Source organism: Stenotrophomonas sp. SMYL8 (assembly GCF_036320065.1).
Lineage (GTDB): Bacteria > Pseudomonadota > Gammaproteobacteria > Xanthomonadales > Xanthomonadaceae > Stenotrophomonas > Stenotrophomonas maltophilia_A.
This window is the reverse complement of the sequence record NZ_JAWIRR010000008.1, coordinates 87,552-108,428: the sequence shown is the minus strand read 5'-3', so window position 1 is coordinate 108,428 and position 20,877 is coordinate 87,552. Positions and strand designations below refer to the sequence as shown.

Sequence of the window (20,877 nt, the reverse complement as noted above, 5' to 3'; positions counted from 1 at the left end):
CATTCCGGCAAATCCACGGTCGGAATCGGCAGCCGGTTATGCAGAAGCGGCAACCATATCGGCAAGCGGATATGCAATTCCGGCAGGAACCGCCGGGAAACCCTTATGGGGCCTGGATCAGGCGGGCTGGCCGATCTGCGCGGGTGCGCGCATCAGCGTGTCACGCGGCAGTTCACCAAAAACCTTGCGGTAGTTGTCGGCGAAACGCGACAGGTCCCACAGGCCACAACTGAGGGCGATGGCCTTGACCGAACGGCGGCTGGAATCGGCCATCGACAGGCTGCGGCAGGCTGCGCACAGGCGCAGCATCGACAGGTAACGATTGGGCGACGTACCGAACAGGTCCTCGAACGCGTAGCGCAGCCCACGCTCACTGACACCGGCAGCGTCGCAGATCTCATTCATGTAGATATTGCGGCGCAGGTTGAGGCGCATGAAGTTTTCCGCCCGCTGTGCGATCAGATAATGCGTGCGCCGCGCACGGCTGCAACCCGGGCGTTCGGCGGAACCCGCACCCAGCAGTGCCTGCACGTGTTCGTGCAGCAGCCGCTCGGTTTCTTCCGGCTGCAGGCCCGTGCCCTGGCCCAGCTGCAGGTGCAGCTGCTGGTAATGCTGTGCCAGCGGGGCGGCCTCGCTGGCGAGATTGAACAGTGAAAGCGCCTGTCCGGCCGGCGGCGTGCTGCGCAGGCTCAATTCGGTCAGCTTGCGTTGCACCCGTGCCACCGGCACCAGCATCAGGGTCATGTGCGTGCCCGGGCTCAGGGTGAACTCGCTGATGCCCTCGGGCATCACGGTCAGCGCCATCCCAGGGGCAAGCGGTACGCCATGGCACCAGCTCAGGGTTTCATCGGTCGCATGCAGATACCCCAGCATCGCCCAGTCCGGCGGCAGCATGAAACGTCCACGGCAATGGAATCCACAGCTGATGCTGCAGAACAACGCCTCCTCGTGCACGCGTGACGCGAAGGCCGCCCGCGGCCCATTGCCATCGAGCAGAAGCAGTTCGACATCACATACACGAAGCACGCCGCTCAGCGTCGCCAGGTCGATCGACCGCAGGCCGCTGTCGTCGCTGTCTCCTACCCCACCATCGACCATGACAGTGTCGTCCCCCCGATTATCCGCCGTGCGGTACGGCCCCCACTGCCTGACAGGGCGCGCACCTCTCATGGAATCTCTTCCATCACCGGGATGCGCGCCGCCAAGGTGCGCACCCCAAAAGAAACGCGAGTACTTGAATGCGAGTATGCCCGATAATTCAACGGGGTAAACATCTGCACCGCGTTGAATAAGATGGATACAGAGGTGAAAATCAGATTGTCGCGTTTGGCACAGTTTTCGCATGCGACCTGAAGCCTGCCTCACATTATCTGCACGTCGATGAATCGTTGTGCGGGCGAACGGATTTCCGTCACAGAACCCGGCTTGAAAATTAAGGAGCAATGGGATTCTGCCGAATTTGCATATAGGTTCCGGTTGCAGCCGGCCGCCATTCAGGCAAAGTCGATAACACGGTGATCCGGTCTTTGATAATGACCGCACCCAGGGGGACAGCATGACCATGCACGTATCGCTCGACACGTCGACCACCGGCCCCGCGCCGCGTGGTCGCGGTTGCGCGTACGGCGTCCCGCCTGGAAACGATCACCCTGCTTGAGCACAGCGGGTCCATCCCGCCGTGCCTCCTCCGCCAGGACGTGCGGAGGTCCACGGACGATCCCGGCGGAGCCGGGCCACCGCCCAACAGGTGTCCTGTAGCAGACAGGTAGAGGGAGACAAACGTCATGAACGCATCGATCCGCAAGTTCCTGAAGGAAGAAGATGGCGTTACCGCACTCGAGTACGGCCTGCTGGCGGCTGTGATTGCCGGCATCCTGATCGCGGTCGGCAATGCGCAGATCAAGTCCTTCTTCGAGACCCTGTTCACCAATCTCTCCGCATTGGCCACCAAGGCCTCCGGTAGTGCAGCACCGCCTGCCGGCGGCGGGGGCTGACCGGGACCGCGCGCAGCCGTCGGCTGCGCTTGCGGCTCATTGCAGAAGGCGGCGGCTGACCGTCCACTGACGGACAATGGAGGGTGCGATGACACTGCTGGGATTGCTGGCCATCGGTGTGTGCCTGCGGATCGCGATCAGCGATCTGTACGCCCGTCGGGTGCCCAACGCCTGGCTGCTGTCCGCATGCGCGATCACCGTTGTCGTGCTCATCGCCGGACAGTTCAACGCGCCGCGCCTGCCGTGGGCTTCCCACGTTGCCGGCGCGGCGCTCGGCCTGGTCGCATTGCTGCCTTTCCATGCAGTGCGCTGGATGGGCGCCGGTGATGTCAAATTCTTTTCGGTACTGGGATTGATGCTGGGCTGGCAGGCACTACTGCCGATCTGGATCGCGGCCAGCCTGGCAGCGGGCGCACATGCCGCACTGGTGCTGGTATCGCGACGGTTGGGTCCAGTACTGCCCATCGGCCTTCAAGCCCATATGCATCGGGCAAGTTCGCAATGGCATTCGCACCCGGCGCTGCGCGGGATGCAGAGCGCCCGCCAGGGACGCCAAGGCATTCCCTACGCCGCCTACCTGGCGGTATCCGCCATCGCCTGGGTCCTGATCAGCACGTACGGAGGCGTGGCATGAACATCCACAACCGACGCCGGCAACGTGGCGCGGCCAGCATCGAGTTCGCGCTGATGTTGATGCTGGGCCTGCTGCCGCTGCTGCTGTTCACGTTCTCCGGCGTAATGATCATGGCGGCCCAGCAGACGTTGGCAACCGCCTCGGCCGAGGGTGCACGTGCATCGCTGCGCTATGGCAGCGCCAACGAACGCCGTACCGCCGCCTGCGTTGCGGCGCGTAGTTCGATGCAGTGGCTGCTGAACTTCTCGGGTCAGCCGGTCGACTGCAGCAATGGCGGAAACAACGCCATTCTGGTCTCCGCGCAGGCCCCCTGCGCCGGACTGGCCAGCGCCCAGTGCATGACCGTGACGGTCAGCTACGACTACGCAAGCCATCCCTTCCTGCCCGGCACCGCCACGCTTTACAAGTGGGTGATGCGGGCTCCCATCCGCAGCGTCGCGGTCGCTCAGCTCGACCTCGGCAGCGGCAACTGACGTTCGGTACAGGAGACGGTTCCATGCTCAAGTTGACCCGCATTGCTGCCGTCGCCCTGATCGGGCTGGCCGTGCTGCTGGCGGTGATCGCCTTGATGATCGGGCGCAAGCCGGCCGCACCGGCCACGGTTGCCCCGATGACGCAGAGCGAAGCCCAGGCGATCACCGTGGTGGAAGCGGTGGCGCGACTGCCGGCCGGCGAACCGATCTCTGCCAACGGACTGCGTCTCGCACAGCGCAGCGCCCCGGTTTCCGGTGCCGCCACCAGCATTTCCGCCGTGGTCGGAAAGGTGCCGGTGCAGGACATCGCCGAAGGCACGGCGATCAGCAGCAACGCACTCGCGCAGGGATTCTCGCTGCAGCTGCGCCCCGGGGAACGCGCACTGGCGGTCCCGGTCGACGAGCTGGTGGGGGCCGGCAACCGCATCCTGCCCGGTGATTTCGTCGACGTGTTCCTCAACCTGCGCAATGCCCAATCCACTGCCAGCGGCCCGGCCGACGCAGCACAGACGCGCCTGCTGCTGTCGCGCCTGCGCGTGCTCAGCTATGGCCAGCAGGACATCGCCCCGGCCAACCATGACGCTGTTGCCAGCAACGAGGCCGATGGCCGCAACGATCCACGCGCCGCCGACATCACCGGAAGCAGCAGCACCCAGAGCACGGGCAGCGGGACCGCCCAGCCGGCACGCAGCGCGGTACTGGCGGTGCCGGTGGCCGATGCCAACCGGCTGCTGCTGGGTGCACAGCAGGGCAAGCTGTTCCTCGCCCTGCGCAACCCTGCCGATTCCGGCCAGCCCGATCTGGCGCTGTTCCCGCAGGCACGCGGGGTGATTGATCCCCTGCGTGGCCTGGATGCGGAACAGCAGCTTGCGCTGCAGCGGCCAGAGAATCACGCCTTCGCCGGCATCGACGGCGATGCATTGGCCGGCCGCAGCAACGCGCCCGCGCGCAGCACCCAGGATGCCCCGGCACGCGTACCCGCACCACGGCGCAGCGCCCCACGCGCATCGGGCATCGAAATCATCCGAGGTGACAGCTCCGCCCCCCGTGGTTCCCTTTGACCTGCATCGAGCGCATCCATGACCGAACGTCGCCGCAATCCACGCCCTTCCCCCCGCCAGCGCTGGCTGGCCCTGCTGCTGGTGCTGCTGGCACCGGCGACAAGCGTGGCCGCCGACGACCTGGTGCTGCAGGCGCGTGAGCAGCGCCCCTGGACCCTGCCGGGTGATCTGGAGCGGGTCGCCATTGCCGATCCGGGCGTGGCCGATATCGTGATGCTGCGCGGCCAGCGCCAGGCCCTGCTGGTCGGCAAGGCGCCGGGCACCACCACGCTCCTGCTCTGGCACCGCAAGCAGACCGAACCACAGCGCCTGCAGGTGCGGGTACAAAGTGCGGTGCAGGGTGCGGCCGACGCCGGCGCGAACGGGCTGGTATTCACCCAGCAGGACAATCAGGGCCTGCTGCAGGGAAGCACCGAGAGCGTGCTGTCGCACATGCAGGAGCAGAAGACTGCCGCCATGGCCCTGGGCAAGGATGGCCTGCTTGCCGACGCATCCACGGTGAGCAGCGGCGGCGTGGTCCAGGTCGAGGTCAAGGTGGTCGAGTTCAACAAGACCGCACTGAAGCAGATCGGCATCAGCTTCCAGAACCGCAATGGCAACTTCGCCTACGGCTTCGCCCGCCCGGGCGGCCAGCTGCCGGGCAACACCGGCATCCTGCCCGGCATGAAGGAAGGCAACTCCGGCAACGAAGCCGAATCGCCCATTTCTTCGGCCTTCCGCCTGGTGTTCGGCTCGACCAAGGGCCTGTGGAATGCCGACGTCGACCTGCTGCAGAGCAATGGCATGGCGCGTGTGCTGGCCGAACCGACACTGGTCGCGCTGTCCGGGCAGAGCGCCAGTTTCCTGGCCGGCGGCGAGCTGCCGATCCTGGAACCGCAGGGGCTGGGCACCACCACCATCACCTACAAGCCCTTCGGCATCGGCCTGACCGTGACACCGACGGTACTGGCACCGAACCGCATCGCCCTGAAAGTCGCACCGGAAGCCAGCGACCTGGACTACAGCAACGCCATCGCGCTCAACGGCGTGCAGATTCCCTCCATCACCACCCGCCGCGCCGATACCACGGTCGAACTGGGCGATGGCGAGAGCTTCGTGATCGGTGGCCTGGTCAGTTCCAACGTGGTTTCCAGCGTCGGCAAGATCCCGCTGCTGGGTGACCTGCCGATCATCGGCTCGTTCTTCCGCAACTTCGACTACAAGCGCCAGGACAAGGAACTGGTGATCATCGTCACGCCACGCCTGGTGAAGCCTCTGGCACGCAACACCGAGCTGCCGCTGCCCGGCGACCGCGAGGCCAAGCCGCACATGCCCGAATGGGGCGCCTGGCTGCTGGGTCCGATCAGCCAGGACCCGGTGCCCGGCTTCTCACGCTGATTCCATGATGCCTGCGATACCACGCCCATGCCCTACGCCACTGCCCAGCCGCTGCATCCGCAAGGACCGCCGATGAACCTGGTCCTGTACGGAATGGATCGCGAACTGCTGCCCCGGCTGGCGGCGAAACTGCCGCCAACCACCACCCTGCACTGGCAGGACAGCAGCACCCCGACCTCCGCCCAGGACCTGCAACGCGGGCCGCAGAGCCTTGTGCTGCTCGACTTCCGCCCGGAACATGCGGCCGCCTCCAGCGTGCTGGCGCAGCAACTGCAGCAGACCGAGCCGGATCTGGCATTGGTTGCGGTCGGTGCCACCAGTGCCGGCCAGGTGGAAGGCGTTGTCATCGCATTGCGGGCGGGCCTGCGTGATGTGCTGGACCTGGACAGCGACAACGTCGGCATCGAGGCCGCGCTGCGTCGCGCCCTGTCACCACGACCGGCCGCCGCCGCGCAGCAGGCGCACAAGGCCCGTCTGATCGTCCTGCTGGGCGTGCGCGCCGGGGTCGGCACCAGTACGCTGGCCGCGCATCTTTCGGTGCTGGCACAGCAGACCCGTGCACTGGCACAGGGCGAGGCACTGCAGCAGGATGGCCTGCTGATGGAGCTGGCCCAGCCTTCGGGCGACCTCGCCCTGTACCTCAACCTGGACAGCCGCTTCCACTACGAAGACGCGCTGCGCAACGCCAGCCGCATCGACGCCACCCTCGCCCGTACGGCCATGGCCCGTCACGATTCCGGGCTGGTGCTGCTGGACCGCGCCAGCGGCAGCGATGCGGTACCGCCGTCCGATCCGGGTGCGCTGCTGCAGCGCCTGCGCACCGTGTTCGCCAGCGTGCTGTGTGATGCCGGTGGCTGCCCGCTGCGTCAGCTGCCGCCGCTGCTGCTGGACCAGGCCGACGAGATCTGGCTGGTCACCGATGCCTCCATTGCCACACTGGTGTCGCTCGACCAGGCACTGAAGCATCTTGCCGGCCAGCGCGAACGCGAGAAGCGCCTGCAGCTGGTGATCAACCGCCACGATGACAGCAGCGGCATGAGCCCGGAGCAGATCGCGCGCCGCTTCGAGGTTCCCCTGCTGGCCACGCTTCCCGAACGACCGCGCGTGCGCCTGGCTGCCAGCCAGGGCCACCTGCTGCTGCAGGATGCGCCGCGCGACCCCTACCTGCGTGCCCTCGCCCCGCTGGTTTCGCGCCTGGATCCGGCTGCCTGCCCGGTCCAGGCGCAGGGCCTGCGGGAAAGACTCTCCCTTGCCCTGGGTGGATCGCAATGGAAGACAAGGTAACCCCGTTCCCGCATGCCGTTGCCCGGCCGGTGCTGCCCGAAAGCTCGCCGGGCCATCAGCCGTTCGCGCAGACCGAGCAGTACCAGAAGGTGCTGTCGGCCGCGCATGAGCACCTGCTCAACAGCATCGAGGACGAGCGCATCGACATCGATTCCTGGGCCCCCGACACCATCGCCCGCTGGGTGCAGGTGCAGACGGTGGGCTTCATCCAGGAGTGGCGCATCCCGATCAACGAAGAGGAGATGCAGGTGGTCGCCGACGGCCTGGTCAAGGAGCTGACCGGTTTCGGCCCGCTGGACGACCTGCTGCACGACCCGTCCATCGAAGACATCCTGATCAACGGTTTCAAGGATGTGCACGTGTCCCAGGGCGGCCAGCTCAAGCGGGCCACCCAGCGCTTCACCGACGATACGCATCTGCTGCGCATCCTGCGCCGCATCCTCGCCCCGCTTGGGCGCCGCCTGGATGACTCCAATCCGATGGTCGATGCGCGCCTGCCCAACGGCGGCCGTCTCAACGCGATCATCTCGCCACTGGCGGTGGATGGACCGATGGTGTCCATCCGCAAGTTCCGCAAGGACCCGTTCACCCCCGATGAACTGCTGGCCAAGGGCACCTTCGATGCGCCGATGCAGGCCTTGCTGAAGGCGATGGTACTGGGTCGCTGCAACATCCTGGTGTCCGGCGGCACCAGCTCGGGCAAGACCTCGCTGCTGAACGCCCTGGCCAGCTACGTCCCCGCGAACGAGCGCGTGATCACCGTCGAAGACACCGCCGAGCTCTCGCTCAACCACCCGCATGTAGTTCGCCTGGAAAGCCGTATCGGCGGCGCCGAAGGGCACGGTGCGGTCAGCATCCGCGATCTGGTCCGCAACAGTCTGCGCATGCGCCCCGACCGCATCGTCGTCGGCGAGGTGCGCGGTGCCGAGGTGCTGGAAATGCTGCAGGCGATGAACACCGGCCACGACGGCTCGATGGCCACCATCCACGCCAATTCGCCCCGCGACTGCCTGTACCGGATCGAGATGCTGGCCGGCTTTGCTGGCTTCCAGGGCAGCGAGGACAGCCTGCGCCGGCAGATCGCCAGTGCCATCGACTTCATCGTGCAGATCTCGCGCCTGGGCAGCGGGCGCCGCGTGCTGGTCTCGATCACCGAGATCACCGGAGTCAGCGACAACCTGATCACCACCCAGGAAATGTTCCGCCACGAGCTGCAGATCGACGGCAACGGCAAAGAGATCGATCGCTGGGTCGGGCTGGGCTTCCATCCGCACTCGCACAAGCTGGAGCCGTTCCGCCAGCAGCTGCGCGAATCGCTCTACGGAGACTTCTGAGCATGGGAACCGGCGCGCTGCTGGGCATGCTGAGCATCATCGCGGTGCTGCTGGCGCTGGCAGCCTGGCTGTGGGGCACGGCCAGCAGCCGTGAGCAGCGCCAGGTTTCAATGCGGCACGCCGAGCAGCAGCTTTCGCGCGGAAGCGCCACGGGCGGAGCACCCGCCGGGCCGTCCGTCACCGCTGCCAACGACCCGGCGCGGCCCGCCAGCGCCGGGCGCCGCGTGCTGCCGCTGGATGGCCTGCTGCAGCGCGCAGGGCTGCAGACCGGCTGGAAAATTCCCATCATGCTGCTGGTACCGGGGCTGGTACTGTCGGTGGTGGCGATGCTGCGGCTGGGCACCGCATGGATGTTTCCGCTGACCCTGCTGCTGTACCTGCTTGGCTGCTGGCTGTGGGTGATGCGGCGGACCACGAAGCTGCGTGCGCAACTGCTGCATCAGCTGCCGGACTTCCTCGACAACCTGGTGCGGCTGACCGCACTGGGCAACAGCCTGCAGGCCGCGTTCCAGGTTGCGTCGATGCAGACGAGCGCGCCGTTGCGCGGGCTGCTGGACACCACGGTGCGCTTTGCACGCAGCGGCATGGAGCTGGACCGTGCACTCGCACAGGCCTCGCATCCCTATCGCATGGATGTGCTGAAGGTGTTGTCGGTGGTGATCGGTGTCAGCGTGCGCATCGGCGGGCGCTCCGACCAGATCCTGCAGCGCATGGGCGATTTCATGCGCGATCTGGAACAGGCCCAGCAGGAGCTTGCAGCGACCACCTCGGAGACGCGGATGTCAGCGTGGGTGCTGGGCCTGTTGCCACCGGCCTGCGCGGTATTGATGGCGATCACCAGCCCGGACTTCTTCCAGCCGGTGCTGCACGATCCGCTGGGCCACAAGATCCTGCTGCTTGCACTGGGCATGGAACTTGTCGGTGGCTTCCTGCTGTATCGCCTGGCCAAGTCCCTATGAACCCCCTTCGCCCCGCCGGAGACAACCGATGAGCGCCAGCGCCTGGTTCGCCCTCTCCCTGCTCGTGCTGGCCGCCGGTATCGCCCTGCTCGGTATCGGCGGCTGGGTACGCAGCCATCGTGAGCAACGTACAACGGCCACCTTGAAGACCGCCCTGCAGCCGCGCGAGGCGTCCCGTGACACCGAGCCTGCGCGGCACGATTCGCTGGGCTGGCTGGAACGCTTCGGCCGTGCCCTCAGCGGCGGCCGGCTGGAAACGGCATTGCTGGCCAATGAAGACCGGCTGCTGTTGGATCTGGCCGGGTGGAACACCCGCCGCGGTACGGCCATCTACCTCGGCCTGCGCCTGCTGCTGGCCGTGCTGGTGCTGGTACTGGTGCTGACATTCAGCAGCGTCACCGGGCTGGCCAGGATCATGGTGATCATCGGCGCCCTCGCCGCCGGCCTGCTGCTGCCCAAGTTCGTTCTCTCCTCCTGGGTGAAACGGCGCCGACGAGCGGTCGACAACGAGCTGCCGCTGCTGATCGACCTGCTGCGTCTGCTGCAGGGCGTGGGCTTCAGCATGGACCAGAGCCTGCAGACGCTCGGCGACAAGCTGCGCGATGCATTGCCGGTCCTCGGCGGCGAGCTGCAGGAGGCCAACATCGCCTATACCCACGGCCGCACGCGCGCACAGTCCCTGCGCCGGCTGAGCGAGGTCTATGCCGACGATGACCTGACCAGCCTGATGCAGCTGATCCTGCAGGTGCACGCCCATGGCGGCGCGGTGCAGGAGCCCCTGCGGCAGTTCAGCATCCGCCTGCGCGAACAGCGTCGCAACACGCTGAAGGAAAAGGTCGGCAAGCTCTCGGTGAAGATGACCGTGGTGATGATGCTGACCCTGCTGCCAGCGTTGATGCTGGTCCTTGCCGGTCCGGCGCTGGTCGCGCTGGCCACCACCATGTCCAAGATGGGGTCCCCCTGATGCCTGCCCTGCGCACTTCCTGCCTGATTGTTGCCCTGGCTGCCGTTGCCGGCGCCAGCGGCTGTGCATCGACCACGCCGAAGTACCTGCGCGCGCCCAGCCTGGCCGCGCCCGAACCGGCACCGCAGGACAGCCGCAATGCCTACCTGGAGCTGATCGAGCGCATGCAGCAGCAAGGCGCATGGTATGCCTCGCTCGCCCACGTCGACGCCTTCCGCCAGCGCTACGGCGATCCGCCGGCGTTGCGCCTGCTGCAGGCCGACGCGCTGCGCGAGACCGGCCAGGCCGATGCCGCGGTCACCCTGTACCGCGATCTTTCCAGTGGCCCCCAGGCCGCCGCGGCCGCCCATGGCCTGGGCCTGATTGCCGCGCGCCGCGACGACGACGCCGGCAGTGAGCAGGCGTTGGCGCGGGCGACCGAACTGCAGCCATTGAATACAAGTTATCTCGGCGACCTGGGCTATGCGCGGCTGCGCGCCGGGCAGTTCTAGCGCGCGCGCGAACCCCTGGCCAAGGCGCTGGAGCTGTCGCCGGGCAATGCCAAGGCCACCGCCAACCTCGCCCTCTGGGCGGTACTGCGGGGCGACACCGCCACTGCCGAACGCCTCGCCCAGCAAGCGAACCTCAACGACGAGACCCGGCTCAGCATCCAGCAGCAGGCGGCGCAGATCCGTGCCCGCCTGCAGCAGCGCCAAGCCGCAGCGGCAGCCGCCGCAGTCGTGCCGGCCGCTGCCCGTGCTCTCGCCAGCGATGCCGCCGGCAACCCGCCCGGCGCCACGCGACTGGCGGCGGAACCGCGCCGCGACAGCCGCGATGAACGCGATCCGCAGCGCCTGCCGCCCTCGATGCTGGAACGCTTCAGCGCCTCCGACCACCCGAACGGGAACACACCATGACCGCGACGCCCCTGACCCGACGCCTGCTGCCCGTTCTGATCTGCCTGCTGCCAGCCGCCGCCGTGCAGGCGCAGCAACAGCCGCTGACCGGGCAGATGCTTGGCGGCAGCACGCCGGCTGCGTCGGCTTCGCAGCCGCTGCAGTCCGAGTCACTGCCCACCGTGGACCTGGCGGCCCCGCCAGCACCGGTGCCTCAGGCGGCGCCTGCAGCAGTGGCCAACACCGACGGCAGCACTGCAGCCCCGCGGCCCGGCCGCAGCCAGATCGGCGATACCACGCGCAATCTGTTCCGCCTGCAGGCATCGGGGCAACAGGCCGGACAGCACCTGCCGATCCTCGGCGACCAGGCGACGCTGAGCTACGCCCGCTACATGAAGAGTTTCGAACACGAGATCCCGGACTTCTTTGAAGCCGATGTCGCCAAGTCCAAGGGATCATCCTCATCCGGACGCTGAGGTAGGCCATGAAACGCCCACGCCAGTTCAGTTTCAGCCGCCCACGGGGCGGCATGTCGATCACCATGATGCTGGTCATGCTGGCGCTGCTGGCGATGCTGGGCCTGATCGAGATCGGTTACCTGTTCTGGGCCAAGCGCGATGCACAGAAAGTCGCTGATCTGGCCGCACTGGCCGGAGCGCAGCGACTGGAACTGTGCACCTCGGACAACAGCGACAACAGTGCTGCGCGGCAGAGCGCACTCACCCAGAACACCTTCGCAGGAAGCCTGGAAATCCGCTGCGGAAACTGGAACGTGACCCGTGCCACCGAAGGGCACTTCAGCCCGGTCGTCGATGCAGCGAATCAACGCAACGCCGTCCGTGTCATCACCCGCCGCGCGGTGCTTCCCTTCTTCGGGCAGAACAGCAGCCTGCCGACCGTGACCGCACAGGCGGTGGCGCGCCGTGCAGAACCCACGGCGGTTTTCAGTGTCGGCTCGCAACTGCTGCGCATCAATGGCAACACGCCACTGGGAAATGTCCTGAAACTGGTGGGCGCCGACCTCGACAAGACCACCCTGCTCGGCTACGACGGCCTTGCACAGGCGCATATCACCCCGAATGGACTGCTGCAGGCACTGGGCATTCCGATCGACGTCAACATGGGCGTGGCGGAGTTCAACAATCTGCTGGCCGGCCGCAAGGTCAAGCTGGGCAAGATCCTTCAGGCGACCGTTGACCTGCTCACCCAGCAGGGCGTTGCCCACGTGGACCTGAGTGCACTGGAAAATGCCCTGGTCGTGAAGGGCATCGACCTCAAGCAGCTGGAGGTGAAACTCGGCTCCGATGACAGCGGTGGCGGCCTGTTCGCACGCGTGGTCGCGCCGGATGGAACGATTTCCAGCGCGCTGCAGGCCGATGTCAATGTGCTGGACCTGATCGGCACCAGCATCAGCATCGCCAATGGCGGCCGTGCGGTCTCGGTCGATGAACTCAACCTGCTGGGCCTGGTCAATGCCAAAGCCGCTGTGGTGGAACCGCCTTCCATCGCCATCGGTGGCGTTGGCTCGCGCGCTTACAACGCGCAGATCCGTGTCTTCCTCGACATCGACACCAACAACATTCCCGTTGCAGGCGGCGTGCTTTCACTGCTGGGCATCCGCCTGAAGCTGCCGGTCCATGCGGACGTGACCAATGCAATGGCGACCCTGACCAGCCTGCAATGTGGCAGCACGCCTCCCACGGCGACGATCAAGGTCGAGTCTTCCGTGCTGCGCGCCTGCGTCGGCAAGGTGGCCGACAGCGAGCGGTTCTCCAAGCAGAATGTCTGTGGCGACACCCTGCAGAAGGAACAGATGCTCACACTGCTCGGCGCCCCGTTGATCAATGACAGCATCAAGGTCAATACGCTGACCGACACGCAAAGCCTCACCCTCCCCGCCGGCGCGACCGGTTCAACCCAGGTCAACTCCCTGGAGGTGGGCACCGCCGTGTCCGAGCTGGTCAGCGAACTGCTGCGCGTACTGTCCGGCATGCTCGATCCGCGCGACGATGGCATGAGCCAGGGCTCGACCGCAGCGCAGTTGGCCGATCGCTACCTGAAAGCAGCCAACGTTGGTCGCAAGCGATACGATGTTGACGCAACCATCAAGCTGCTGGAATTCGGAGACAGCACGCAGGGATTGAAACCACTTGGAAACTGGGACATCACCAAGGGGGTACCTACCAGCTGTGTGCTGGTGACCTGCATGGTCGACGGCAAGGTCTGGCAAGGATTCCGCAACGCAGTGACCGGGGTTGGCTCGGGGCTCCTCGATGGCGTACTGGGAGCGCTTGTGGGTGGGCTGCTGGTCAAGCAGTGCAACAGCCTGATTGGCGCGCTGGATGACACCACCTACAACAACTGCATGAAGTACAACCTGACTTCCTACCTGCAGACCGCCGATGCCGGCTTCCTGGACCAGTTCGCCGGCGACGGCGTCACCGCCCCCGGCAATGGCCCGGTCAGTTGTTCGGGCCTGCTGTGCTTGCTGCTGAAGCCCGCCCTGGACGTCCTGAAGCCGCTGCTCAACAGCGTCGGCTCCCTGCTGCGCTCGCTGCTGGCGCAGGTGCTGGGCCTGGAACTGGGCCGTACGGATGTGCATGTCCAGTCCATCCAGTGCACGCCCGCACAGCTGGTCTACTGACCCGTGACGGGCGCCCTTGGCGGCGCCCGCGCACATGCTAGACTCCCGGTGGGGAACCACCTTCATCTCAACCCACACTCATCCGTGGATGGTCTAGACATGCGAGAAACTTCAGGGGGCGCGGTCTTCGCCCGGCACGCGCGCGGCGCGGCACTGCTGGCCGTGGCCATGATGCTGGTGGCACCGGCGGCGATGGCTGCCCGTGGCGACCGCGAAGCAGCCGCAGAGCCGGCCGCACGTACCGCACCGGTGGTGCGCAACACCGTTGACGAGCTCAAGCAGCTGATGGATGCCCGCCAGCTGACCGAGCTGCGCACCACCTACAACGGCAACTACGGCGCCAGCCTGCTGTTCAATGCCAACACCCTGACCTACTACGTCGCCCTGTTCCAGGAGAAGAACTTCTGGCGGGTGATCAAGACCGATGCCGTCGACAACGCCGAGCGTGTCTACCGCACCTTCGCGCAGCAGTCAGAGCAGCTGGCCCAGGTCTACATCGACACCACCCGACTGGAAGCCGGCAAGCGCTATACCGAGCGCCTGGTGGCCTACAACGAGGAGCGCCTGCGCACCCTGCAGCAGGAAATGGAACAGCAGCAGGCACAGTCGGCCCAGGTCAGCGCTGCCCTGCAGCAGGCCCAGCAGCAGGCGGTCAGCCTGAGCAGCGACGTGCAGAGCACCAACAGCCAGCTGGATTCCCTGCAGCGCCGCATCCAGATCCTGCAGGCCGAACAGGGCAACCCGGAGCTGAGCCTGCCCAAGCCGGACAGCGTGCCCTCGCCGGCACCGGCGGCCGCCAGCGACGGTCGCTGAGGTCCAGCGCCTGGCGTGCCGTCCAACGGCGCCTACGGGCGCCGTTGTCGTTTCCGGCACCATTCCATTTCAACGGCACGCCTCATGCACGGCATCGTCCAGTTGCCGGCGCTGCACGAAGTCCATGCGCTTGCCATTGGCCAGCACCTTCCCACGATGCTGCCGCGCGCGCTCACAGGCGGCGGGATCCGCGCTGATCGGTATCACTGCAGCCCGCGCACGCCGCTGCTGCACCACACGCGGACGCATTGAAGCTGGGCTCGCTGCCTTGGCCGCGCTCGCACCTGTTGAGGACGGCTCCGCCGGCACCTCCCAGCGCCATTCCGCGCGCCCCTGGCACGGCGTCTGCTGGTAGACCGGATGCGGCCCGTCCACACATTTGTAGACGTTGGTCTGAGCATGCGCCCCCGTGGCCAGCAGCAGGTACAACAGCGGGCTCCAACACGCGTTCGACATTGCAGGCTCCTCGTCAGGGCTGCCGCCATCCTCGATGCCGGCACGGCTTCGTGCCAGAGCGATACACGTCACATCCGGCGTAATCCAGCACAGCCGTGCAAGTCGTCGGTCTGGCGCTGCGCTGTACTGCCGAAGGCACCGGCATCCACGCCAGCGCCTTCCCTCCCTTCCGTCAAGGAAACCACAATGAGCAACTTCGTCACCGTCGCCGACGGCGCGCGCATCTTCTACAAGGATTGGGGTACCGGCCAGCCGATCGTGTTCGCGCACGGCTGGCCGCTGTCGTCCGATGCCTGGGACCCGCAGATGCTGTTCATGGGCCAGAACGGCTTCCGCGTGATCGCTCACGACCGTCGCAGCCACGGCCGCTCCAGCCAGACCTGGGACGGCAACAACATGGACACCTACGCCGACGACCTGGCCGCCGTGCTCGAGGCGCTGGACCTGAAGGACGCGATCCTGGTCGGCCACTCCACCGGTGGCGGCGAAGTGGCCCATTACATCGGGCGCCACGGCAGCAAGCGCGTGGCCAAGGTGGTGCTGGTCGGCGCCGTGCCGCCGCTGATGCTGAAGACCGATGCCAACCCGGCCGGTACCCCGCTGGAGGTCTTCGACGGCATCCGCAAGGGCACCGGCGGTGACCGCTCGCAGTTCTTCAAGGACCTGACCACGCCGTTCTTCGGCGCCAACCGCGACGGCAACAGCGTTACCCAGGGCATGCGTGATTCGTTCTGGCTGCAGGGCATGCTCGGTGGCGTCAAGGGCCAGTACGACTGCGTGCACGAATTCTCGGAAGTGGATTACACCGAGGACCTGAAGAAGATCGATGTGCCAGCGCTGGTGGTGCATGGCGATGACGACCAGATCGTGCCATTCGATGCCTCAGCCAAGCTGTCCTCGCAGATCATCAAGGACGCCGAGTTGAAGGTATACGCCGGTGCGCCGCACGGCCTGACCGTCACTCACGCCGACCGGTTCAACGCCGACCTGCTGGCGTTCGCACGCGGGTGATGGACTGCGGCGGCGCCACCCAGCGCCGCCGCCCCTGTGGTAGAGCCGGCCGCTGGCCGGCTGCGCAGGATCGGGATGGATTGATCGCGCAAAAAGGGGACGGAGGGGATTAAGTCGTTTGTGCACAAACGACTTAATCCCCTCCGTCCCCTTTTTGGGTCAGATATCGCTGTGGTGGTGCGGGACCCCGGTCTTCGGCAGCGGGTCATGCCCGCCCACGAAGTGGCGTACCACCGGTGCACGCTCACCGCGATGCAGCCCGCGCAGCACTTCCTGGATCGCCTTGTCATCGGCGGTGATGCGCTCGTGCTGGCGCAGATGCTCCAGCCAAGACGGGGTCACGAAATACTCAAGGTGGATGCCCGGGCTGGCCACATCCTCCACCACGCCCCAGACCACGGCGCCATCGCGGCGGCGGATCGTGCCCAGCGCGCGCATCTGCGCCTGGAACGCGGCGCGGTCAGCCTCGTCGATGCGGTACTCCAGGGTGACCAGTACCGGGCCGCGATCGTTGGATACCGGCACCGACAGTTCCGGTGCCGGCCAGTGTCCCGCCGGGCGCAGGTTCAGGTCTTCAGTACCGGCAATGCGCACGCGCCACACCAGCAATCCGCCGATCACCGCACCCGCGGCAGCCACCAGCAAGGCCAGCTCCGGCGAGGTGCGCTGCGCCAGTGCACCCCAGCTCAGGCCACCAGCCGCCATGCCAGCGGAAAACACCATGATGTACAGCGCCAGTGCACGCGCCCGTACCCACGCTGGCACTGCGGTCTGCGCGGCAATCTGCAGCGACGACAGCACGGTGATCCAGGCAAAGCCATTGATCAGCATCACCAAGGGCAGCACGTACCAGCTGCGGGTCAGCGCCAGCCCGACCAGGCTGAGCGCCAGCGACAGCGTGGCCAGCAGCACCAGCAGGTCGCGATCCATCTGCGCGCGCAGCTTCGGCAGCAACAACGCACCACCTACGGCACCGATCCCGATGCAGCCGAGCAGCATGCCGTACTGCCCCGCCCCACCCTGCATCTGGCCGCGTACCACCACCGGCAGCAACGCGTTCATCGCTGCGGCAAAGAAGAAGAAGCCAACCGACTTGATCAACACCGCCTGCAACCGCCCGGCGCGGCTGGCATAGCGCAGGCCCGCCTTCAGGCCAGCACCGAACCCTTCCGGCGGCAGGCTGGACTGCTTCGGGTCGCGCTTCCAGCCCCATACCACGAACAGCATCGCGGCGAAGGTAATGGCGTTGAAGCCGAACGCCCAGACTGCACCCAGCTGGGCGACGATCACGCCACCGATGGCCGGGCCAATCGAGCGCGCGATGTTGATGCCGATCGAGTTCAGCGCCACCGCCGAAGCCAGCATCGGCTGAGGCACCAGTTCGGACACGATCGCGGCCTGCGCCGGCATCGCCATCGCCGCACCGCAGCCCATGCAGAAGGTCAGCAGCACCAGCAGCTGCGGGGTCAGCATGTCCATCGCGGTCAGTGCCGCCATCACCGCGGCGACCAGCAGCATCCAGCCCTGGGTGGCCAGCAGGTACCTGCGGCGATCGACGATGTCGGCCAGGGTGCCGGCGGCCAGCGCCAGCAGCACGATCGGCACCGTGGTGGCCGACTGCACCAGCGCCACCATCAGTGGTGAGCCGGTGCGCTCGGCCATTACCCAGGCGGCGGCCACATCGTTGACCCAGGTGCCGATGTTGCTGGCCAGGATCGCCAGCCAGATCGAGCGGAACATCCGGATCTTCAGCGGGGACCAGGCGCCTGCGGCCTGTGCGGGGGGTTGCGACGCGGTTGCGTTCACCATTGCCATGCTCCAACGATCGAGGCGAACAACGTGTCCTGGCCTCCGGCCTGCTTCAGCGCAGGACCGGCGTCGACCCAGGCCAGCTGCAGCTGCCATTGCCAGTGTTCGCTGGCCTGCCAGCGGGTTTCGGATTTGTACTGATTACCGATGCGGCGCGCGCCACCGGCGCTGCCTGGCAACGCCACCAGCGGTGCCGGCGTGGTGTAGACCGCATCGGCACGACGATGCTTCCAGGCCATCTGTACGCCCAGCTCCGTCGTCACCGCGTCGTGCAGGCGCAGGGTCAGGGTCGGCTGGAGGTCCATCAGGTTGGCCGGGGCCAGCAGGCTGGCCTCGCTGAAGTAGGCCGATTTCGGGAACAAGGCGTTGAAGGTTCCCAGGCGGCCGTCATGCAGGTTGCCATCGCCACTGGCGATGTCGGCCTTCAGCCCCAACCGCGGCTGCAGCGGCAGGTTTGTCCAGCGCCACCCCGTATCGGTCGCCAGCGTCCAGGCGCGGATATCGAGGGTGCCGGCGGTCGTCCGAAGCTCACCGCCCTGCGCCACCAGCTCGCTGTTCCAGTCCAGTGCACCGGCCTGGCCGAACCAGCGCGCGCCCAGAGTGTGCCGACGTTCGGTACCCACACCCGCGGCGAAGCACGCGCCCTCACGGCGGTAGTCCAGAAGATACAGATCCCACTGACCCGCCCGCTGCCCGCGCGCCGTCGTGGCATACGCGCCCCAGAGATGCGCGCCGTGTTCGCCGCGATCATCGAAGGCACCTGGTCGGTTCTCCACCGGACGCAGCGCCATCAGATCAAGCGTGCCGAATCTACCTTTCCAACCCACACGCGCACCGTCGAACGCCAGGCGGATGTTCGGCCCGTCGCGCACTGACAGCAGCCGTGAACTGCCATAGCCGGCTTCCTGCCGGCCGAGTTGCAGGTGGAAGCCATCGCGCTGCCAGCGCCAGTACGCCTGCTGCACATCCAGCGCGCTGCGGTCGGTGCGACCCGGGCCGCCAGCCTTGCCACTCTCACCATGCACACCCAGCTGCAGCTTCGCCTGCCAGGTATCTTCCACATAGGTGGCCGATGCCAAGGCACGCAGCAGGCCATAGGCATCCTCGCTGCCGCCAATGCCGAACCGGGTCGGGTCGTAGTACAGGCCACGCGCCCGCAGCGATGCGTCCCATTGCAGCTGGCCGTCCCCAGCCGCGCTGCAATGACCGCCGTCGCAGGCCTGCACCAGCGACGGTGCGGCCAGCAATGCCAGGCTCAGAACGCGAAGCACGAGCATCCCATCGCGCCCCAGAACGCGGTCAGGTCATCGGTGGGCGCCGCGTGCCGGGCCGCATGACCATGAGCACCGTGAGTGCTGCAGGCTACGCCGTGATGGTGACGATGGGCGGCGGCCAACCCGGTGGCGGTACCGCCGACGTGGTAGCCGCCGAACCGGTTGACCGGCGACCAGTTGGGCATCGCCGGCGGCAGCTGCGGCGCAAGCCCTGCATAGTCGGCGTCGGCATGCACGATGCGGCCACCGACCACGGTCAACACGCTGGTGATGTCGGCGATCTGCGCATCATCCACGCGGAAGAAATCGGCCGAGAGCAGGATGAAATCGGCCAACTGGCCGACCTTCAACGTACCCTTCACTGCTTCGTCGCCGGAGAACCAGGCACTGCCCTGGGTCCACAGGCGCAGTGCCTGCTCACGTTCGAGCAGGTTCTCATCGCCATACAGGGCCAGCCCGCCGACGGTGCGCCCGGTCACCAGCCAGGACAACGCCACCCATGGGTTGTAGCTGGCCACACGGGTGGCATCGGTTCCAGCACCGACCGGCACGCCTTCGGCCAGCATGCGCTTGACCGGCGGCGTATGCCGCGCGGCCTGCACGCCGTAGCGCTCGACGAAGGCTTCGCCCTGATAGGCCATGCGATGCTGCACGGCGATGCCGCCACCCAGCGCACGGATGCGCTCGATGTTGCGCGGGGTGATGGTTTCGGCGTGATCGATGAACCAGTGCAGGCCATCGAACGGCACCTCGCGGTTGACCTGTTCGTACACATCGAGGATGCGGGTGATGCTCTCGTCGTACGTCGCATGGATGCGGAACGGCCAACGCTTCTCGACCAGCAGCTTCACCACATCGTGCAGTTCCGGCTCCAGCTCCGGCGGCAGTTCCGGGCGCGGCTCGTTGAACAACTCGAAGTCGGCCGCGGAGAACACCAGCATCTCGCCGGCACCGTTGTGGCGCAGCAGGTCATCACCCTGCCGCGGCTGCAGCATCTCGCTCCATCCGCGGAAGTCATCCACTTCCTTGCCCTTGTTCTGGGTGAACAGGTTGTAGGCGATGCGCACGGTCAGCTGGTCATCGCGGTGCAGCTGCTCGATGACCTGGTAGTCCTCGGGATAGTTCTGGAAACCACCGCCGGCGTCGATCACCGAGGTGATGCCGAGCCGGTTCAGTTCACGCATGAAGTGACGCGTCGAATTGGCCTGGTACTCGATCGGCAGGCGCGGCCCCTTGGCCAGCGTCGCGTACAGGATCAGCGCATTCGGCTTGGCCAGCAGCAGCCCGGTCGGGTTGCCCAGCGAATCACGCACGATCTGGCCGCCCGGCGGATCCGGGGTGTCCTTGGTATAGCCACAGGCACGCAGTGCGGCGCGGTTGAGCAGCGCACGGTCGTACAGGTGCAGCAGGAACACCGGCGTGTCCGGCGCGATGTCGTTGAGCTCCTGCAGCGTGGGCAGGCGCTTCTCGTTGAACTGGGTGGCGGTGAAACCACCGACCACGCGCACCCACTGCGGTGCAGGCGTGCGGTCGACCTGCGCCTTCAGCATGTCCAAGGCATCGCCCAGCGAACGCAGGCCGTCCCAGCGCAGTTCCAGGTTGTAGTTCAGGCCACCACGTATCAGGTGGGTATGGCTGTCGTTGAGGCCGGGCAGCAGGCGCCGGCCTTGGGCGTCGATCAGGGTCGCTTCATTGCCCCAGCCACGCATGATCTCCTCGTCGCTGCCGACGGCAACGATGCGCCCTTCCTGCACGGCCAGCGCCTGTGCATGCGGCTGCTGCGGGTCGAGGGTGGTGATGCGGGCATTGCGGATGACCAGCGTGCTCATGCGACGCTCCTTGGAAGTAGAATCGAGTGCGGCACCGGCACGGCCGGCCAGGCCCAGCGCCACCGCGGCGCTGCCGGCCAGCACCA

18 protein-coding genes and 1 pseudogene are annotated in these 20,877 nt (G+C 66.7%); 14 read left to right on the top strand and 5 right to left on the bottom strand.

The genetic code is table 11. From position 1 onward, the window contains the following. Window positions 1-117: 117 nt before the first annotated feature. The gene (locus tag V3B25_RS09285; protein ID WP_032128070.1) at window positions 118-1,098 is read right to left on the bottom strand and encodes a helix-turn-helix domain-containing protein; all 981 of its coding nucleotides are present in this window, start codon (window positions 1,096-1,098) and stop codon (window positions 118-120) included. A 686-nt stretch (window positions 1,099-1,784) separates the two neighbouring features. Here V3B25_RS09285 and V3B25_RS09280 point away from each other — a divergent pair. From V3B25_RS09280 to V3B25_RS09220, 13 genes and pseudogenes are all read left to right on the top strand, one after another. Further along, the gene (locus V3B25_RS09280) at window positions 1,785-1,994 is read left to right on the top strand and encodes a Flp family type IVb pilin (RefSeq protein WP_049398483.1); all 210 of its coding nucleotides are present in this window, start codon (window positions 1,785-1,787) and stop codon (window positions 1,992-1,994) included. Between the two features lie 88 nt (window positions 1,995-2,082). Beyond that, on the top strand, window positions 2,083-2,628 hold the full coding sequence (locus tag V3B25_RS09275) for an A24 family peptidase (RefSeq protein ID WP_032128071.1): 546 nt from the start codon (window positions 2,083-2,085) through the stop codon (window positions 2,626-2,628). After that, a complete protein-coding gene (locus V3B25_RS09270) occupies window positions 2,625-3,101 on the top strand; it encodes a TadE/TadG family type IV pilus assembly protein (RefSeq protein ID WP_049398481.1) in 477 nt (158 codons plus the stop codon). Before V3B25_RS09275 ends, V3B25_RS09270 begins: the two co-directional genes overlap by 4 nt. A gap of 23 nt (window positions 3,102-3,124) precedes the next feature. Continuing rightward, on the top strand, window positions 3,125-4,162 hold the full coding sequence (cpaB, locus tag V3B25_RS09265) for a Flp pilus assembly protein CpaB (protein ID WP_032128073.1): 1,038 nt from the start codon (window positions 3,125-3,127) through the stop codon (window positions 4,160-4,162). An 18-nt stretch (window positions 4,163-4,180) separates the two neighbouring features. After that, entirely contained in the window at window positions 4,181-5,539 is a 1,359-nt protein-coding gene (locus tag V3B25_RS09260; RefSeq protein ID WP_329810546.1) for a type II and III secretion system protein family protein, read from the top strand. A gap of 27 nt (window positions 5,540-5,566) precedes the next feature. Continuing rightward, entirely contained in the window at window positions 5,567-6,823 is a 1,257-nt protein-coding gene (locus tag V3B25_RS09255; protein WP_032128075.1) for a fimbrial protein, read from the top strand. Continuing rightward, window positions 6,808-8,157, top strand: a complete 1,350-nt coding sequence (locus V3B25_RS09250; RefSeq protein ID WP_049398477.1) for a CpaF family protein — start codon at window positions 6,808-6,810, stop codon at window positions 8,155-8,157. The genes V3B25_RS09255 and V3B25_RS09250 overlap by 16 nt, the downstream gene beginning before the upstream one ends. 2 nt (window positions 8,158-8,159) lie before the next feature. After that, complete coding sequence (locus tag V3B25_RS09245; RefSeq protein ID WP_032128077.1) at window positions 8,160-9,116, top strand: type II secretion system F family protein; 957 nt, start codon at window positions 8,160-8,162, stop codon at window positions 9,114-9,116. Window positions 9,117-9,144: 28 nt separating this feature from the next. Further along, window positions 9,145-10,080: a type II secretion system F family protein gene (locus V3B25_RS09240; RefSeq protein WP_032128078.1), complete on the top strand. Its 936-nt coding sequence runs from the start codon at window positions 9,145-9,147 to the stop codon at window positions 10,078-10,080. Then, a pseudogene (locus tag V3B25_RS09235) lies at window positions 10,080-10,976 on the top strand (Flp pilus assembly protein TadD). Before V3B25_RS09240 ends, V3B25_RS09235 begins: the two are co-directional and overlap by 1 nt. Then, window positions 10,973-11,431, top strand: a complete 459-nt coding sequence (locus tag V3B25_RS09230) for a DUF3613 domain-containing protein (protein ID WP_032128080.1) — start codon at window positions 10,973-10,975, stop codon at window positions 11,429-11,431. The pseudogene V3B25_RS09235 and the gene V3B25_RS09230 overlap by 4 nt, the downstream one beginning before the upstream one ends. Window positions 11,432-11,439: 8 nt before the next feature. After that, window positions 11,440-13,599, top strand: coding sequence for a TadG family pilus assembly protein (locus tag V3B25_RS09225; RefSeq protein WP_121503516.1), 2,160 nt, complete (start codon window positions 11,440-11,442; stop codon window positions 13,597-13,599). A gap of 99 nt (window positions 13,600-13,698) precedes the next feature. Further along, window positions 13,699-14,412, top strand: a complete 714-nt coding sequence (locus V3B25_RS09220; RefSeq protein WP_043402505.1) for a DUF2968 domain-containing protein — start codon at window positions 13,699-13,701, stop codon at window positions 14,410-14,412. A gap of 69 nt (window positions 14,413-14,481) precedes the next feature. Here the strand turns inward: V3B25_RS09220 and V3B25_RS09215 are convergent, their stop codons facing one another. Further along, window positions 14,482-14,868: a hypothetical protein gene (locus tag V3B25_RS09215; protein WP_049423088.1), complete on the bottom strand. Its 387-nt coding sequence runs from the start codon at window positions 14,866-14,868 to the stop codon at window positions 14,482-14,484. Between the two features lie 186 nt (window positions 14,869-15,054). Between V3B25_RS09215 and V3B25_RS09210 the strand changes: the two genes are divergently transcribed. Continuing rightward, window positions 15,055-15,879 (top strand): alpha/beta hydrolase, encoded by an 825-nt coding sequence (locus V3B25_RS09210; RefSeq protein ID WP_049423090.1) that lies wholly within the window; start codon window positions 15,055-15,057, stop codon window positions 15,877-15,879. 159 nt (window positions 15,880-16,038) lie between these two features. On the opposite strand, the gene V3B25_RS09205 is transcribed toward V3B25_RS09210, so the two are convergent. From V3B25_RS09205 to V3B25_RS09195, 3 genes are read right to left on the bottom strand one after another with little or no spacing between them, the layout of a single operon-like run. Next, on the bottom strand, window positions 16,039-17,688 hold the full coding sequence (locus V3B25_RS09205; RefSeq protein WP_293794667.1) for an MFS transporter: 1,650 nt from the start codon (window positions 17,686-17,688) through the stop codon (window positions 16,039-16,041). Continuing rightward, window positions 17,682-18,965 (bottom strand): alginate export family protein, encoded by a 1,284-nt coding sequence (locus V3B25_RS09200; protein ID WP_329810545.1) that lies wholly within the window; start codon window positions 18,963-18,965, stop codon window positions 17,682-17,684. The genes V3B25_RS09205 and V3B25_RS09200 overlap by 7 nt, the downstream gene beginning before the upstream one ends. Next, on the bottom strand, window positions 18,944-20,791 hold the full coding sequence (locus V3B25_RS09195; protein ID WP_180844381.1) for an amidohydrolase: 1,848 nt from the start codon (window positions 20,789-20,791) through the stop codon (window positions 18,944-18,946). The genes V3B25_RS09200 and V3B25_RS09195 overlap by 22 nt, the downstream gene beginning before the upstream one ends. Window positions 20,792-20,877 lie beyond the last annotated feature (86 nt).